14 protein-coding genes are annotated in these 14,331 nt (G+C 68.9%); 10 read left to right on the top strand and 4 right to left on the bottom strand.

Annotated elements, in window-relative coordinates; genetic code table 11:
- Positions 1 to 24 precede the first annotated feature (24 nt).
- From ACLF6J_RS15745 to rlmN, 4 genes are read left to right on the top strand one after another with little or no spacing between them, the layout of a single operon-like run.
- A complete protein-coding gene (locus ACLF6J_RS15745) occupies positions 25 to 1,548 on the top strand; it encodes a CoA-acylating methylmalonate-semialdehyde dehydrogenase (RefSeq protein ID WP_134352338.1) in 1,524 nt (507 codons plus the stop codon).
- A gap of 24 nt (positions 1,549 to 1,572) precedes the next feature.
- Positions 1,573 to 2,481: a 5-deoxy-glucuronate isomerase gene (gene iolB, locus ACLF6J_RS15740; RefSeq protein ID WP_134352337.1), complete on the top strand. Its 909-nt coding sequence runs from the start codon at positions 1,573 to 1,575 to the stop codon at positions 2,479 to 2,481.
- The gene (iolD, locus tag ACLF6J_RS15735) at positions 2,481 to 4,391 is read left to right on the top strand and encodes a 3D-(3,5/4)-trihydroxycyclohexane-1,2-dione acylhydrolase (decyclizing) (protein ID WP_421076916.1); all 1,911 of its coding nucleotides are present in this window, start codon (positions 2,481 to 2,483) and stop codon (positions 4,389 to 4,391) included. Before iolB ends, iolD begins: the two co-directional genes overlap by 1 nt.
- A gap of 58 nt (positions 4,392 to 4,449) precedes the next feature.
- A complete protein-coding gene (gene rlmN, locus ACLF6J_RS15730) occupies positions 4,450 to 5,739 on the top strand; it encodes a 23S rRNA (adenine(2503)-C(2))-methyltransferase RlmN (protein WP_208526481.1) in 1,290 nt (429 codons plus the stop codon).
- On the opposite strand, the gene ACLF6J_RS15725 is transcribed toward rlmN, so the two are convergent.
- Positions 5,688 to 6,314: an NAD(P)H-dependent oxidoreductase gene (locus tag ACLF6J_RS15725; RefSeq protein WP_134352336.1), complete on the bottom strand. Its 627-nt coding sequence runs from the start codon at positions 6,312 to 6,314 to the stop codon at positions 5,688 to 5,690. The two genes, rlmN and ACLF6J_RS15725, sit on opposite strands and share 52 nt — an antisense overlap.
- 65 nt (positions 6,315 to 6,379) lie before the next feature.
- Between ACLF6J_RS15725 and ACLF6J_RS15720 the strand changes: the two genes are divergently transcribed.
- Together ACLF6J_RS15720 and ACLF6J_RS15715 are read left to right on the top strand one after the other, a co-directional pair.
- A complete protein-coding gene (locus tag ACLF6J_RS15720; RefSeq protein WP_134352335.1) occupies positions 6,380 to 6,952 on the top strand; it encodes a TetR/AcrR family transcriptional regulator in 573 nt (190 codons plus the stop codon).
- Between the two features lie 193 nt (positions 6,953 to 7,145).
- Positions 7,146 to 8,771, top strand: coding sequence for a DUF4407 domain-containing protein (locus tag ACLF6J_RS15715; protein ID WP_134352334.1), 1,626 nt, complete (start codon positions 7,146 to 7,148; stop codon positions 8,769 to 8,771).
- A 40-nt stretch (positions 8,772 to 8,811) separates the two neighbouring features.
- Here ACLF6J_RS15715 and ACLF6J_RS15710 read toward each other — a convergent pair whose 3' ends face one another.
- On the bottom strand, positions 8,812 to 9,120 hold the full coding sequence (locus ACLF6J_RS15710; RefSeq protein WP_134352333.1) for a hypothetical protein: 309 nt from the start codon (positions 9,118 to 9,120) through the stop codon (positions 8,812 to 8,814).
- Between the two features lie 52 nt (positions 9,121 to 9,172).
- Here ACLF6J_RS15710 and ACLF6J_RS15705 point away from each other — a divergent pair, with 52 nt between their 5' ends.
- Genes ACLF6J_RS15705 through ACLF6J_RS15690 form a run of 4 tightly spaced genes read left to right on the top strand, consistent with a single transcriptional unit; the run spans position 9,173 to position 12,182 of the window.
- On the top strand, positions 9,173 to 10,309 hold the full coding sequence (locus ACLF6J_RS15705; RefSeq protein WP_421076915.1) for a PLP-dependent aminotransferase family protein: 1,137 nt from the start codon (positions 9,173 to 9,175) through the stop codon (positions 10,307 to 10,309).
- 58 nt (positions 10,310 to 10,367) lie between these two features.
- Positions 10,368 to 10,643 (top strand): hypothetical protein, encoded by a 276-nt coding sequence (locus tag ACLF6J_RS15700; protein WP_421076914.1) that lies wholly within the window; start codon positions 10,368 to 10,370, stop codon positions 10,641 to 10,643.
- A gap of 10 nt (positions 10,644 to 10,653) precedes the next feature.
- Positions 10,654 to 11,145: a hypothetical protein gene (locus ACLF6J_RS15695; RefSeq protein WP_134352332.1), complete on the top strand. Its 492-nt coding sequence runs from the start codon at positions 10,654 to 10,656 to the stop codon at positions 11,143 to 11,145.
- Between the two features lie 23 nt (positions 11,146 to 11,168).
- Positions 11,169 to 12,182, top strand: coding sequence for an aldo/keto reductase family protein (locus ACLF6J_RS15690; RefSeq protein ID WP_134352331.1), 1,014 nt, complete (start codon positions 11,169 to 11,171; stop codon positions 12,180 to 12,182).
- 264 nt (positions 12,183 to 12,446) lie between these two features.
- Here the strand turns inward: ACLF6J_RS15690 and ACLF6J_RS15685 are convergent, their stop codons facing one another.
- The gene (locus tag ACLF6J_RS15685; protein ID WP_205802365.1) at positions 12,447 to 13,367 is read right to left on the bottom strand and encodes a carbohydrate ABC transporter permease; all 921 of its coding nucleotides are present in this window, start codon (positions 13,365 to 13,367) and stop codon (positions 12,447 to 12,449) included.
- A complete protein-coding gene (locus ACLF6J_RS15680; protein ID WP_047522105.1) occupies positions 13,364 to 14,329 on the bottom strand; it encodes a carbohydrate ABC transporter permease in 966 nt (321 codons plus the stop codon). The genes ACLF6J_RS15685 and ACLF6J_RS15680 overlap by 4 nt, the downstream gene beginning before the upstream one ends.
- Positions 14,330 to 14,331: the final 2 nt, after the last annotated feature.

The raw sequence follows: 14,331 nt of genomic DNA, 5'->3' as shown, positions 1-14,331 counted from the left end.
ACGCCACTTCGCCGAAGGATACGTATGACCCCCGCCTCCATCATCCCCACCATCGGACACTGGATCGACGGTGCCGCCCGTGCGTCGACCAGCGGCCGGACGGCTCCGGTGCACAACCCCGCGACCGGGGCCGTGACCGGACACGTGGCTCTGGCCGACGACGCCGAGATCGCGGAAGCGATCGCGTCCGCGCGGCGCGGGTTCGAGGTGTGGAGCGGCTACTCGATCGCGCGGCGTCAGGCGGTGATGTTCGCGTTCCGTGAGCTGCTGCACTCGCGCAAGGGTGAGCTGGCGGAGATCATCACGGCCGAGCACGGCAAGGTGCGTTCGGACGCGATGGGGGAGATCCTGCGCGGACAGGAGGTGGTGGAACTGGCCACCGGGTTCCCGCACCTGATCAAGGGCGCATACTCGGAGAACGTCTCGACCGGCATCGATGTGTACTCGCTGAAGCAGCCGCTCGGGGTCGTCGGCATCATCTCGCCGTTCAACTTCCCGGCGATGGTGCCGATGTGGTTCTTCCCGATCGCGATCGCCGCGGGCAACGCGGTCGTCCTCAAGCCCAGTGAGAAGGATCCGTCGGCGGCCCTGTGGCTCGCTGCGCTCTGGGCCGAGGCGGGGCTTCCCGAAGGCGTGTTCACGGTGTTGCAGGGCGACAAGCAGGCCGTCGACGGACTGCTGGAGAGCCCGGATGTCGCGTCCATCTCGTTCGTGGGCTCGACGCCGATCGCCCAGTACATCTACGAGACCGCATCGCGCAACGGCAAGCGGGTCCAGGCGCTCGGCGGGGCGAAGAACCACATGCTGGTGCTGCCGGACGCCGATCTCGACCTCGTCGCCGACCAGGCGGTGAACGCCGGGTTCGGAGCGGCCGGCGAGCGGTGCATGGCGGTCTCCGTCGTGCTCGCGGTCGATCCGGTGGCGGATGAGCTGATCGAGCGGATCCGGGAGCGCATCGCCGCTCTCCGCATCGGCGACGGAGCGGGTGGGGTCGACGGCGAGCCCGACATGGGGCCGCTGATCACTGCCGAGCACCGGGCGAAGGTGTCCGGGTATGTCGACATCGCCGAGGCCGACGGAGCGCGGATCGTGGTCGACGGCCGGGGTCTGACGGTCGACGGGCGCGAGGACGGCTTCTGGTTCGGACCGACGCTCATCGACGAGATCCCGACCTCCTCGCGCGCCTACCAGGAGGAGATCTTCGGGCCGGTGCTGTCCGTGGTGCGGGTGCAGACCTTCCAGAAGGGAATGGACCTGATCAATTCAGGTCGCTTCGGGAACGGGACGGCGATCTTCACGAACGACGGCGGCGCCGCACGTCGGTTCCAGCACGAGGTGCAGGTCGGGATGATCGGCATCAACGTGCCCATCCCCGTCCCCGTGGCCTACCACTCCTTCGGCGGGTGGAAGGCGTCGCTCTTCGGCGATGCGAAGGCGTACGGTGTCCATGGCTTCGACTTCTTCACCCGGGAGAAGGCGATCACCAGCCGCTGGCTCGACCCCGCCCTGCACGGCGGCATCGACCTCGGCTTCCCCCAGAACAACTGAGCTTCGGATCGGGCAGGAGGCGTCATGACCGAGCAGGGGCAATGGTTCCACCGCCGAGGGACGATCGGCCGCGACGGGTGGGAGAGCGTCGTCGACGCTGCGATCCCGGGATGGACGCACACCGGCATCCGCATCGGAGCGCTCGCCGCGGGGGAGACCCTCGCGCTCGCCGAGGACGGGGTCGAGCGGATCATCGTGCCGCTCGCGGGTTCCTTCACGGTGCAGCACACCGAGCAGGGCGCGACCTCGGAGACGACGCTCGCCGGCCGCCGGTCGGTCTTCGACGGGCCCAGCGACGTGCTCTACCTGTCGTCCGCAGCCTCCGCGGTCATCACGGGAGTCGGTCGGGTGGCGGTGGCCTCCGCGCCCGCATCGGCCGTGCATCCGACCCGGCACATCCGCGCCGCCGAGATCCCGATCGAACTCCGCGGAGCCGGCACCTCCAGCCGGCAGGTGCACAACTTCGGCACGCCGGAAGCGCTCGACGCCGAGCGCCTCATCGTCTGCGAGGTCATCACGCCCGCGGGGAACTGGTCGTCGTATCCGCCGCACAAGCACGATGAGCACGTGTCGGGACGGGAATCCCGGCTCGAGGAGATCTACTACTTCGAGGCGGCCCCCACGCGTGTCGGCGGCGATGCCGGTGCCGCCGAGGCCGCGTTCGGGATGTTCGCGACCTATTCCTCGGACGCGGGCGCCATTGACATCTCCGAGCGGGTGGGCACCGGTGACATCGCGCTGGTCCCGTTCGGATTCCACGGACCCGCTGTCGCCGCACCGGGCTACGACCTCTACTACCTGAACGTCATGGCCGGCCCCGATCAGGAGCGGGTGTGGCTGATCACCGACGACCCGGCGCACGCGTGGGTGCGCGACAACTGGAGCGGGCAGGACATCGATTCCCGGCTTCCCTACGGACATGGAGATCACTGATGCAGACGAAGCGGATGACGGTCGGCCAGGCCCTGGTCGAGTTCCTCTCGCGGCAATGGACTGTCGACGGCACCATCCGCGAGCGCACCGTGCCCGGTATGTTCGGGATCTTCGGCCACGGGAATGTCGCGGGTCTCGGTCAGGCGCTGCAGCAGTACAACCTCGAGCAGCCCGATCTGATGCCCTACCGCCAGGCCCGCAACGAACAGGCGATGGTGCACCAGGCGGTGGGCTTCGCGCGGATGCACCGGCGCAGGGCCACGTTCGCGAGTGCGGCCTCCGTGGGGCCGGGCGCGACGAACATGCTCACCGGTGCGGCCCTCGCGACGACCAACCGGCTCCCGGCGCTGCTGTTGCCGAGTGACACCTTCGCCACCCGGGTCGCCGATCCCGTCCTGCAGCAGCTGGAGCGCCCGCACGACATCGGGCTCACGGTGAACGATGCGTTCCGCCCGCTCTCGGTGTTCTTCGACCGGGTGCAGCGCCCCGAGCAGCTCTTCTCGATCGCGCTCGCGGCGATGCGCGTGCTCACCGATCCGGCGGAGACGGGGGCGGTGACGATCGCCCTCCCCGAGGACGTGCAGGCCGAGGCTGTGGACGTCCCGCTCGAATTCCTCCAGGAGCGTGAGTGGCACATCCGCCGGCCGCTGCCCGAACGCGGACCGCTCGAGCGTGCCGTGGCCGCGATCCGCGGCGCGAAGCAGCCGCTCATCGTCGCCGGTGGGGGGGTGATCTATTCGGAAGCGGAGCAGGCACTCCGTGCGTTCGCCGAGGCCACCGGCATCCCGGTCGGCACCACGCAGGCGGGCGGTGGCGCATTGCCCTGGGACCACCCGCAGAATCTCGGCGGGATCGGTGCGACGGGAACCACCGCCGCGAACCGGATCGCCGCCGACGCCGATGTGATCATCGGTATCGGCACGCGCTACAGCGACTTCACCACCGCGTCGCGCACCGCCTTCCAGAACCCGGATGCGGTGTTCGTGAACGTCAACGTCGCCGCCTTCGACGCCTACAAGCACGGCTCGCAGCTCCCGCTCATCGCCGATGCCAGGGAAGCGCTGGTCGCGCTCACGGGCATGCTCGGGAACTTCCGGATCGCGACCGATCTGAGCGCGCGGATCGCCGACGAGAAGCGGCGATGGGATGCGGTGGTCGACCACGCTCTCGCGCCCACGGGTGGCGACTTGCCGGGGCAGCCCGAGATCATCGGTGCCGTGCGCGGGTCGGTGGCCGATGCGGACGTCATCGTGCAGGCGGCCGGCTCGCTCCCCGGAGATCTGCACAAGCTGTGGCGGGTGAGCGACCCGCTCGGCTACCACGTCGAGTACGCCTACTCCTGCATGGGGTATGAGATCGCGGGAGGCCTCGGCGTCAAACGGGGACTCCTCGCATCCGGTGACGAGCGGGACGTGATCGTCATGGTCGGCGACGGCTCGTACCTGATGTTGAGCTCCGAACTCGCGACGGCCGTGGCCGAGGGCATCAAGATCATCGTCGTGCTCGTCCAGAACCAGGGATACGCCTCGATCGGGCATCTCTCGGAGACGGTGGGCACGGCGCGCTTCGGCACGAAGTACCGGAGCTACGACGAGGAGACGCGGAGTTTCCAGCACGGTGACGTGCTCCCGGTCGACCTCGCGATGAACGCTCGCAGCTACGGCGTCGACGTCATCGAGATCGCACGGGGGTCTGCGGCGATCGATGACCTGCGTGCTGCGGTCGCCACGGCGAAGGCCTCGGAGCGGTCGACGCTCATCCACATCGACAGTGACCCGACGGTCTACGGTCCGGACGGGGAGGGCTGGTGGGACGTGCCGGTGGCGGCGGTCTCGACCACGGACACCGCACAGCGGGCCCTCGACGAGTACGTGCAGCAGCGTGCTGCACAGCGTCCCCTGCTGGGCTGACGTCACGGAAGCACCGCACCCCAGGGCCTTCCCATCCGTCACCGCGTACCCTGGAGGTATGACGGAGAATCCCCGCACGCGCGAGACGCGCCCCCAGGCAGCGCCCGCGTCGTCCCGTTCGGGGGCGGTCCGCGAGACGCGCACGGCACAGGTGCGCCCCCGGACCGAGGGGTGGACGCAGCAGAAGGATGACGAGGGGCGCCCGCTGCTGCAGTTCGCGAGCCCCAAGCGCGGCAAGCCGCCGGTGCATCTGGCCGACCTCACGCCGGCCGAGCGCACCGAGAAGGTCAAGGAGCTCGGGCTCCCCGGCTTCCGCGCGAAGCAGCTGTCGACGCACTACTTCCGCCACTACACGTCCGACCCCGAGCAGATGACGGACCTCCCGGCCGATACCCGGGAGCAGCTCGTCGCCGGGATGCTGCCGTCGCTGCTCACCGAGGTGCGACGCCTCGAGACCGACCGCGGCGACACGATCAAGTTCCTGTGGCGTCTGCACGACGGCGCGCTGGTCGAGTCGGTGCTCATGCGCTACCCCGGCCGCATCACGCTGTGCGTGTCGAGCCAGGCCGGCTGCGGCATGAACTGCCCGTTCTGTGCGACCGGCCAGGCGGGGTTGACCCGCAACATGTCGACCGCCGAGATCATCGAGCAGATCGTTCGTGCCAACCGACTGATCGCCGACGGCGGCCTCGGCGGCAAGAAGGCCGACGACCACAGCATGGAGCGCGTGTCGAACATCGTGTTCATGGGCATGGGCGAGCCGCTCGCGAACTACAAGCGCGTGATGGATGCGGTCCGCTCGATGGTGGCTCCGCAGCCCGACGGTCTGGGCATGAGCGCGCGCGGCATCACCGTGTCCACCGTGGGTCTCGTGCCGGCGATCAAGAAGCTCGCCGACGAGAACATCCCCGTGACCTTCGCGCTGTCGCTGCACGCCCCGGACGATCACCTCCGCGACGAGCTCATCCCGGTGAACTCCCGCTGGAAGGTCGATGAGGCCCTCGACGCCGCGTACGAGTACTACGCCAAGACCGGTCGTCGCGTCTCGATCGAGTACGCGCTCATCAAGGACATGAACGACCACGCGTGGCGTGCCGACCTGCTCGCGGAGAAGCTCAACCAGCGCGGACGCGGCTGGGTCCACGTGAACCCGATCCCGCTCAACCCGACGCCCGGCTCGGTCTGGACCTCGTCGGAGATCCCGGTGCAGAACGAGTTCGTCCGGCGACTCAATGACGCCGGTATCCCGACGACCCTCCGCGACACCCGCGGCAAGGAGATCGACGGCGCCTGCGGTCAGCTGGTCGCCACGACCGAGGACGAGGCCGCCTCCGCAGCGATGAGCTGAGGCGTCACGCCCGCTCGGCGACCGTCGAGTGTGCCGAGGCGTTCGGCGCGGTCGAGCCACCGTGCGATCGTCGCGGTGTCGGCGTCCTTGACGCCGAGCATGCGGTGGACGCGTACGGACCTCACGCCGCACAGGCGCAGGGTGTTGCGGGCCACCTGGGTCTGCGCGGGCAGCCCGGTGAACGGCACCGCGAACCACGGGGTGTCCGCGAGCAGGAGCAGTCGGCCGCGGCGTGCGGGCAGCAGCCCCTCGGGGAGGCCGAGCTTCGTGTAGCGGTACTCCTGCTGCGGCAGCAGGGCGCGGTCGAAGAAGCCCTTGAGCACCGCGGGGACCGAACCCCACCAGAGCGGCGTGGCGACGACGATCGTGTCGGCGTCGTGCAGTGCCCGTTTCGCGTCGACGAGGTCGGGCTCAAGGGTCATGCGCTCCCGGTAGCCGAAGCGCAGGTGGGGATCGAAGTCCAGGTCACGCAGTGCGAGCACCCTGGCGTCTCCGTGTCCGTCGGCGTACCGCCGGACCAGGGAAGCGGTCAGGGAGCGGGCGTTGGGGTGGCCGTCGATCACGAGAGCAGGCATGTCAGGTTCCTATCTGGACAGTGTCAAGGTGGTGGACACTGTCAAGATAGGAGATGATGTTGCTCATGTCAAGTTCGAAGGACGGCTACCACCACGGCGATCTCGCCCGGGCGCTGGAGGATGCCGCCATGCAGCTGCTGGAGCGGATGCCTGCGGCGGAGATCAGCCTCCGCGAGGTCGCCCGCGCCGCGAACGTCAGTCACAACGCGCCGTATCACCACTTCTCGGACCGGCTCGGGCTGCTCAAGGTGCTCGCCGAGCGGAGCATGGCCGACCTCCTGACGCAGGTCCGCACCGACGCGGAGAGGGCGTCGACCCCGCGCGCGGCGCTCGCGGACGCCGGTTCCGCCTATATCCGCTTCGCGGTGGAGCATCCGCACGCGTTCGATGCGGTGTACGACCCGACGGTCTGCGTCCCCGGATCCCCGACCGCGACCATGGCGCCGCTGATCGACGGGCTTGAGGCGGTGCTCGCGGAGGGCGTCGCCGCGGCAGGCCTGGACCGGCCGACCGATGCCGTCGTGGTGTGGGGGCTGATCCACGGTCTCGGCACGCTCGCCGCTGCGGGGCACTTCACCCTCGACGACGCCCTCGCGGCCTACGCGGCGGCCCTCGATCGGCTGCTCCCGTCCCCCTGACCCTGCTCCCGTCCCCCTGACCCTGCTCCGGTCTCCCGTCCCCTGCTCCGGTCGCCCGGACCCTGCTCCGGTCGCGATATGGCAGGCAATCGCGGCTCGGAAGCTGACATATCGCGACGGGAACGTGGGATTCCGGGTGGTCGCCGAGGAATCTTCCACGCTATCCACAGGCGAGGTTTCGTAGATTATCGGGATGCCCTATTCCGCCCATCGACCGGGTCGCTACGACTCGCAGGGTCGGATCATCCTCGACAGCGAACCCGACGCCGTCACGGATGACCTCGACTTCCTGCGCGAGTTCGAGCCCACCGGCACCGAAGACGCCGCAGGCGACGCGTCGGTCGCAGCTTCCGCCGAGCAGACCCCGATCGCCGATGCGGTCGCTGCGGACGAACCCGCCCCGGTGAAGACTCCGCGTGCGCCCCGTGTCCCGAAGGAACGGAAGAAGCGCGTGCCGCGGGCTCCCGGTTCGCGCGCGCGGACCCTGGCGATCCTCGGCGGCGCGGAGGGCGAGATCCTCGACCGCGTCCCGGGCGAGACCCCCCGCTTCGTCCAGATGTTCTTCGTGCTCGCCGGCACCGCGCTCGTCTCGGCGATCTCGATGCTCTTCGCCCTCACCACCGGTGTGCAGGCGGCGCTGTGGCTGGCCGTGCCCCTCGCCCTCGTGTGGGCGCTCATCATCTTCAACCTCGATCGGTTCCTGACCTCGACCATGAGCTCGACGAGGAGCGTCTGGCGGCTCATCGGCCTGGCGATCCCGCGAGTGATCATGGCGGCGATCATCGGTTTCGTGGTGGCGGAGCCGCTCGTGCTCCAGATCTTCCACAACGACATCGCCCGTGAGGTCGCGTCGACCAACATCACGCAGTCGCAGTCCGATCAGGAGGCGCTCGAGTCGGGGCCGGAGAAGATCGCGCTGGACGCGGCCTCCGCCAAGGTCGCCGAGCTCGAGAACCAGGCGGCGACCGGGATCGTGGCGGGAACGGACTCGTCGTCTGCGACGGAGTCGGCCGCACAGGCCACCGTCGACGACGTCACCGCGAAGATGACCGCGCAGCAGGAGGTCATCGACCAGGCGCGCGTGCTGTACCAGTGCGAGCTGACCGGCGAAGGCGCAGGCACGGTCCCCGGGTGCACCGGGGTCAACGGCGAGGGTGCGAGCTCGGATGCCGCGAAGGCACAGCTCGCCGAGGCCCAGCAGACGTACGACGCGCTCGCCGCCCAGCTGCGCACCGCCAACGAGGAGCTCGCCGCGGCCGGCACCGCCGCCAAGGAGAACACCTCCACGTCCGAGGCACAGAACCGGGAGCAGGCCAAGTCGCAGCTGCCGACCGCGCGCGACACCTACGACCAGGCGCTCGCCGCGTACAACGCCCGGGCGGATGCCGTGGCGCAGGGCAATGCCGGAGCCGTCGGGCTGCTCAGCCAGATCAGCGGTCTGAACCGGTTGAGCGAGAAGGAGCCCACGATCCTGTGGGCGCACATCCTGATCGCGGCCCTGTTCTTCATGATCGAGCTGCTGCCGGTGCTGGTCAAGGTGCTCACGAGCTACGGTGACCCGAGCCTGTACGAGAAGGCGGCCGCGATCCGCAAACAGGTCGCGCTGGACAGGGTGACCGCCGAGGGCTTCCGCGACCGTGCCGAGATCGTGACGGCTCAATCCCAGGAGGTGCAGGCGGAGGTCGGCTCCGGTGAGTCGCAGACGCGTGCGGAACGCCGCGAGGCGGCCGAGGCGCAGGAGCGGGAGAGGGCGGAGAAGCGCGCGCAGGCGCAGACGCTCGAGGAGCAGGAGCAGCTGGTTCGACCGACGATCGGCTGAGAGGTGCATCGCGATTCGGCGAGACGGCACGAACCTCCGGTCAGGCGAGTTGCGGAATCCGCTCCGGAACCCCTGGCTCCTGCTGCGGGGAGAGTTCGCCGATCCGGAGGCTTCCCCGTGTCGGGTCGTCGTGGACAGCGGCGGCGATCGAGCGGATCAACGCAACCGTGGACGGAGTGCGCGCCCAGCGCGCCCCGGTCATCAGTGCCTCGATGCGGGCGAGCGGATGCTGCAGTGCCACATCGTGCTGACGGGCATCGTCGCTGAGCCACTCCAGGAGCTGTGTGATGGTCCAATCGGGGTTGATTGGACCAGTAAGTGAAGGACTGGTGGCGAGATTCCTGTTCATTGGTCCAGAATCGGATCTCATGAGCGCGAGTGACAGTGCCAATGGTCGGCCAATGGATCAGGCTTCGGCCCTTGCCGCAGAGCGAGCGGCATCTCTCGTGCATGCAGGTGACGTGTCGTCGGACGCACTCTCGGCACGGCTCGGCCGTTGGACACAGGGAGACGGCACTCTCGCCGCCCGGCTCGCACGGGGCATCGAGGGCCTGATCGCGAGCGGTGAGCTGCGCCCCGGGGACCGGCTGCCCGCGGAGCGCGCGCTGGCAGCCGCAGGGTCCGTCTCGCGGGGCACGGTCGTCGCGGCATACACGGACCTCGCGGAACAGGGCCTGGTCGACCGGCGGCAGGGGAGTGGCACCCGTATCGCCGGGACAGCCGCAACCGCCGTGCCCGCCCAGCGGCCGGGGCGCGGGGAGGCGCTCTTCTCCGCGCTGCCGAACGCCATCGACCTGCTGCGGACCGTGCCGCAGATCTCCGATCTCGGAGTGCAGCTCATCCGCGACCACCAGCCGCGGCTCGACCTCGCCCTCCTGCCCGAGACCGACCCTGCGGGCCTGCCCGCCCTGCGCGACCTCATCGCCGAGATGTACGCCGCGGAGGGCACGCCGACCACGCCGGAGCAGATCCTCGTCACGCACGGGGCGCAGCAGGCCATCAGCCTCGTCGTGAACGCGCTCGTGGGTCCCGGCGACATCGTGCTCGCAGAGGAGATCACCTGGCCGGGCGTCACGGATTCGGTCGGCCTCCGCGGCGGCACCGTGCACGGCATCGCGATGGGCGAGGACGGACTTGACGTCGAGGCGCTCGAACAGGCGCTCGCCCGCCTGCGGCCCGTGCTCGTCGCGGTGAACCCGCACCATCAGAACCCCACCGGATCGCGTCTGCCGCCCGCCGCTCGGCATCGCGTCGCCGAGCTCGCCGCCCAGTACGGCGTACCCGTCATCGAAGACCGCGTGCTCGCCGGCATCTCCTTCGACGGGGTCGTGCCGCCGACGCTCGCGGCCGAACGCACCGATGCCCCCATCATCGTGGTCGAGTCGGTGTCGAAGTGGGTATGGGCCGGGCTGCGGATCGGCTGGCTGCGCGCGGACCCGGTGCTCGTCCGTCGGCTCCGCGGCGCGCGCCAGCTCGCCGACCAGTCCACCAGCGTGCCGGGACAGCTGCTCGCACTCGATCTGATCGCGCGCCGATGATCTCCGTCGAGCCAACAGCCGCATCCACCAGGAGCGTCTGCGTCTGCTGCAGGCGCTGATGGCCGAGCACCTGCCGGAGTGGACACCCGAGCCGCCGCGCGGGGGGCTGTCGCTGTGGGTGCGCCTGCCCACAGGCTCAGCGGCGGCGCTCGTCCGCACCGCCGCCACCCACGGCGTCTCGATCGCCGGGAGCGCGGCCTTCGCGGTCGCGGCCTCGCCCGACGACCACATCCGCATCCCGTTCACTGCGCCCGACGACGTGCTCGCCGAGGGCGTCCGGCGTCTCGGAGCCGCCTGGCGCGAGTATCGGCAGACTCTCGGGATGTCCTCTTAGGCTGACCCGCATGACTCGGATTCAGCGCCGAACCCTGTGGATCTCGATCGTCGGCGTGCTCGCCGTCCTGGCCTACGCGGTGCTCGCTGCACTGCAGATCCTCATGTTGAATCCGCTCGCCGCGGCTCCGGGGCTCACGATGGAGGAGATCCGTTTCGCGATGGCGGAGGCGGGGGAGAACCTCGGCCAGGGTGCCGTGTTCTCCGTTCTCGGCATCGGGGTGGCGCTGGCCGTCGCGGTGGCCGTCGTCTCTGTCGTCCGGCGTGCGGATCCCGTGGTTCCTGCGATGACTTTCCTGGCGCTGCTCATGCTCGGCGCGGTCGGGTACTTCGTCGCGTCGTTCGGCGCGGGCATGGCCCTGGCCGACACGTTCGGGATCAGCGGAGCGGACTACTCGCCCTGGGCCCGACCGCTGTACGTCGTGAGCGCCCTCGCCGCCGTCGCGATCGTGGTCGGCGGCGCGATGGCGGTCATGAGATCCCGGCATCCGGCCCAGCCATAGTGGGCAGCCAGTAGCGTTGATCCATGGTCAACTATCGCTATCTCGGCAACAGTGGTCTCAAGGTCTCGGAGATCACCTACGGCAACTGGGTCACCCACGCCTCACAGGTGGGCGACGATGCCGCCGTCAAGACCGTGCATGCCGCCCTGGACGCGGGAATCACGACTTTCGACACCGCCGACACCTACGCCAACACGGCTGCGGAGGTCGTTCTCGGCAAGGCACTCGAGGGGCAGCGCCGCGAGGGGCTCGAGATCTTCACGAAGGTCTACTTCCCGACCGGTCCGAAGGGCCCGAACGACACCGGGTTGAGCCGCAAGCACATCTTCGAGTCGATCAACGGCTCGCTGCAGCGCCTCGGCACCGACTACGTCGACCTGTACCAGGCGCACCGCTTCGACCACGAGACCCCGCTGGAGGAGACGTTCCAGGCGTTCGCCGACGTCGTCCGTCAGGGCAAGGCGCTCTACATCGGCGTCTCGGAGTGGACGGCCGAGCAGTTGCGTGAAGGGCACGCACTCGCAAAGCAGCTGGGGATCCAGCTCATCTCCAACCAGCCGCAGTACTCGATGCTGTGGCGCGTCATCGAGGGCAAGGTCGTTCCGGCGTCCGAAGATCTCGGGATCTCGCAGATCGTGTGGTCGCCCATGGCACAGGGCGTGCTCAGCGGCAAGTACCTGCCGGGGCAGCCGGTACCCGAGGGCTCGCGCGCGACCGACCCGCACAGCGGCGCCGACTTCATCAAGAGCTTCCTGCAGGACGACATCCTCACCGCGGTGCAGCGTCTGAAGCCGATCGCCGAGGAAGCCGGCCTGTCGATGCCGCAGCTCGCGATCGCGTGGGTGCTGCAGAACCCGAACGTCGCGGCTGCGCTGGTCGGAGCTTCCCGTCCGGAGCAGCTGGCGGAGACCGTCAAGGCCTCGGGTGTGAAGCTCGATGCCGACACGCTCGCCGCGATCGACACCGCGCTGGGCGACACGGTCAACCGCGACGCCGAGCACACCTACTCCGTGTCTCCGAAGTCCCGCCTGGTCTGACCGCCCGGTCGCCCGGTCGCTCGTCGCGTCCGGTCGTCGTGTCCGGGTACGCTCTCCGGTCGTCCGGTCGTCCGGTCGTCGCATCCGCTCGTCCGGTCGTCCGGTCGTCGCGAAGGTCGACACCCCCTCTGCCCGCCGAGGCCCCCTCTGAATCCTGCGAATCAGAGGGGGCCTCGGCGGTGGAAGGGGGTCTCAGCGAACGCGACGGGGCGCGGCGAAGGCGACGGGGCGCGGCGAACGCGACGGACGAGACGGGGTGGGGGGTTACTCCTTCACGGCGCCGGCGGTCAGGCCCTGCACGATCCAGCGGCTCGCGAGCGCGAACATCGCCATGGTCGGCAGGATCGTCAGCACGGCTGCGGCACTCATCGACCCCCAGTCGATGTTGAACGTCGAGATGAAGCCGTTCAACGCGGAGGGCACGGTGCGGTTCTCATCGGTGTTCATGAGCACGACCGACAGGAACAGCTCGTTCCAGCAGTTCACGAAGTTGAAGATGAACGCCGCGATGATGCCGGGCGTCATCACCGGGACGAGCACCCGGAACAGGGCTCCGAGGCGGGAGCATCCGTCGATCATGGCGGCCTCTTCGAGGGCATCGGGCACGTTCTCGAAGAAGCCCCTCAGCATGACCGTCGAGAACGGGATGCAGATCGCGATGTAGACGAGGATGAGTCCGGGCTTGGTGTCGACCAGCCCGAGGTCCGTCATCATCGAGTACAGCGGTCCCAGCGCGATGAAGGCCGGGATCATCTGCGTCAGCAGGAACGCGATCAGGATCGCGCCCTTGCCCCGGAACTCGAAGCGAGCGAGAACATAGGCGCTGAGCAGGGCGATGAGTGTCGCCACCGCACCGCCGACGACCGCGACCAGGGCCGAGTTGCCGAGGAACACCCCGAACGAGCTCTTCTCGAACAGACTCGTGAAGTTGTCGAGCGAAGGCTCGCTCGGCCAATACTCGATCGGGAACCTGTTGATCGTCCCGGGCGACTTGAACGCGGTCAGCGCGATCCAGTACAGCGGGAACAGCGTGATCACGAGCCAGAGCCCGAGACCCACGACGCGGATGACGCCGCCGACCGTGACGCGCGGCTTCGGACGCGGGGCGGATGCCGGGTCGGGCACGGTGATGCGGCGGGTCTCGGTGACCGAGGAGCCCGTGCGGGAGGTGTCTGTCATGGTCATCGCTGCACTCTCCGCATCGCCATCAGGTAGAACGCGCAGAACACGAACAGCACGGCCATCACGATGAGGCCGATCGCGCTCGCGAAGCCGTAATTGCCCTGCTGGGTGTAGTTGATCATCCACGTCGTGATGATGTGCGTCTGGTTGGCGGGTCCGCCGTTGGTCATCGCGTAGATGATGTCGGGGAAGTTGAAGATCCAGATCACTCGCAGCAGGATCGTCAGCAGCAGCGTCATCGAGATGTACGGGATGATGATCGAGAAGAGCTGACGGACCTTGCCGGCGCCGTCGAGGCTCGCAGCCTCCAGCATCTCGTCGGGCACCGACTGCAGAGCGGCGAGGATCATGATCGCGAAGAACGTGACCCCGTACCAGACGTTGGCGACGATCACCGCGAACATCGCGAGCTTCGGATCCGCCAGCCAGGGGAGGGGGGCGTCGATCAGTCCTGCCTTCATGAGCAGGTCGTTGACCACACCGAACTCCGCGTTGAACATCCACCGGAACAGCATGCCGATCAGGAAGCCGGACACCGCCCAGGGGAAGAACACCAGCGCCTGGTAGACGCCGCGGAACCGGAACCGCTTGCGCAGGGCGAGCGCGATCAGGAACCCGATCACGAGCTGCGGCACGAGCGAGCCGACGACCCAGAGCACGGAGTTCCCTGCCACCGTCGGGAACGCGGGGTCACGGAACACCGCGAGGAAGTTGTCGAAGCCGACGAACGGCGTCGACGTGAGGTCCCACAGGTTCCAGTCGTGGAAGGCCATGCGCGCGCCCTGCAGCATCGGCCAGTAGGTGAACCAGCACACGAAGACGACCGCGGGGGCGAGGAACGCCAGCAGCGTCCATGCCTGGCGCCCTCGGAACGGACGACGTCGACGCGATGCCGGGGAGGCCCCGACGGCTGCCTGCTGCGAGGCAGTGCCGACGGAGCCTCCCTTCTGAGCGGTGCGGGCCACAG

Origin of the sequence: Microbacterium sp. IO18 (assembly GCF_049099505.1) — a bacterium.
Lineage (GTDB): Bacteria > Actinomycetota > Actinomycetes > Actinomycetales > Microbacteriaceae > Microbacterium > Microbacterium aurugineum.
This window is presented reverse-complemented; position numbering and strand designations above follow the sequence as displayed.

What these genes read in the sequence shown, in the direction of transcription:
- ACLF6J_RS15745 (WP_134352338.1), top strand. Translation starts at nt 25, where the DNA reads ATGACCCCCGCCTCCATCATCCCCACCATCGGACACTGGATCGACGGT.
- iolB (WP_134352337.1), top strand. Translation starts at nt 1,573, where the DNA reads ATGACCGAGCAGGGGCAATGGTTCCACCGCCGAGGGACGATCGGCCGC.
- iolD (WP_421076916.1), top strand. Translation starts at nt 2,481, where the DNA reads ATGCAGACGAAGCGGATGACGGTCGGCCAGGCCCTGGTCGAGTTCCTC.
- rlmN (WP_208526481.1), top strand. Translation starts at nt 4,450, where the DNA reads ATGACGGAGAATCCCCGCACGCGCGAGACGCGCCCCCAGGCAGCGCCC.
- ACLF6J_RS15725 (WP_134352336.1), bottom strand. Translation starts at nt 6,314, where the DNA reads ATGCCTGCTCTCGTGATCGACGGCCACCCCAACGCCCGCTCCCTGACC.
- ACLF6J_RS15720 (WP_134352335.1), top strand. Translation starts at nt 6,380, where the DNA reads ATGTCAAGTTCGAAGGACGGCTACCACCACGGCGATCTCGCCCGGGCG.
- ACLF6J_RS15715 (WP_134352334.1), top strand. Translation starts at nt 7,146, where the DNA reads ATGCCCTATTCCGCCCATCGACCGGGTCGCTACGACTCGCAGGGTCGG.
- ACLF6J_RS15710 (WP_134352333.1), bottom strand. Translation starts at nt 9,120, where the DNA reads ATGAACAGGAATCTCGCCACCAGTCCTTCACTTACTGGTCCAATCAAC.
- ACLF6J_RS15705 (WP_421076915.1), top strand. Translation starts at nt 9,173, where the DNA reads ATGGATCAGGCTTCGGCCCTTGCCGCAGAGCGAGCGGCATCTCTCGTG.
- ACLF6J_RS15700 (WP_421076914.1), top strand. Translation starts at nt 10,368, where the DNA reads ATGGCCGAGCACCTGCCGGAGTGGACACCCGAGCCGCCGCGCGGGGGG.
- ACLF6J_RS15695 (WP_134352332.1), top strand. Translation starts at nt 10,654, where the DNA reads ATGACTCGGATTCAGCGCCGAACCCTGTGGATCTCGATCGTCGGCGTG.
- ACLF6J_RS15690 (WP_134352331.1), top strand. Translation starts at nt 11,169, where the DNA reads ATGGTCAACTATCGCTATCTCGGCAACAGTGGTCTCAAGGTCTCGGAG.
- ACLF6J_RS15685 (WP_205802365.1), bottom strand. Translation starts at nt 13,367, where the DNA reads ATGACCATGACAGACACCTCCCGCACGGGCTCCTCGGTCACCGAGACC.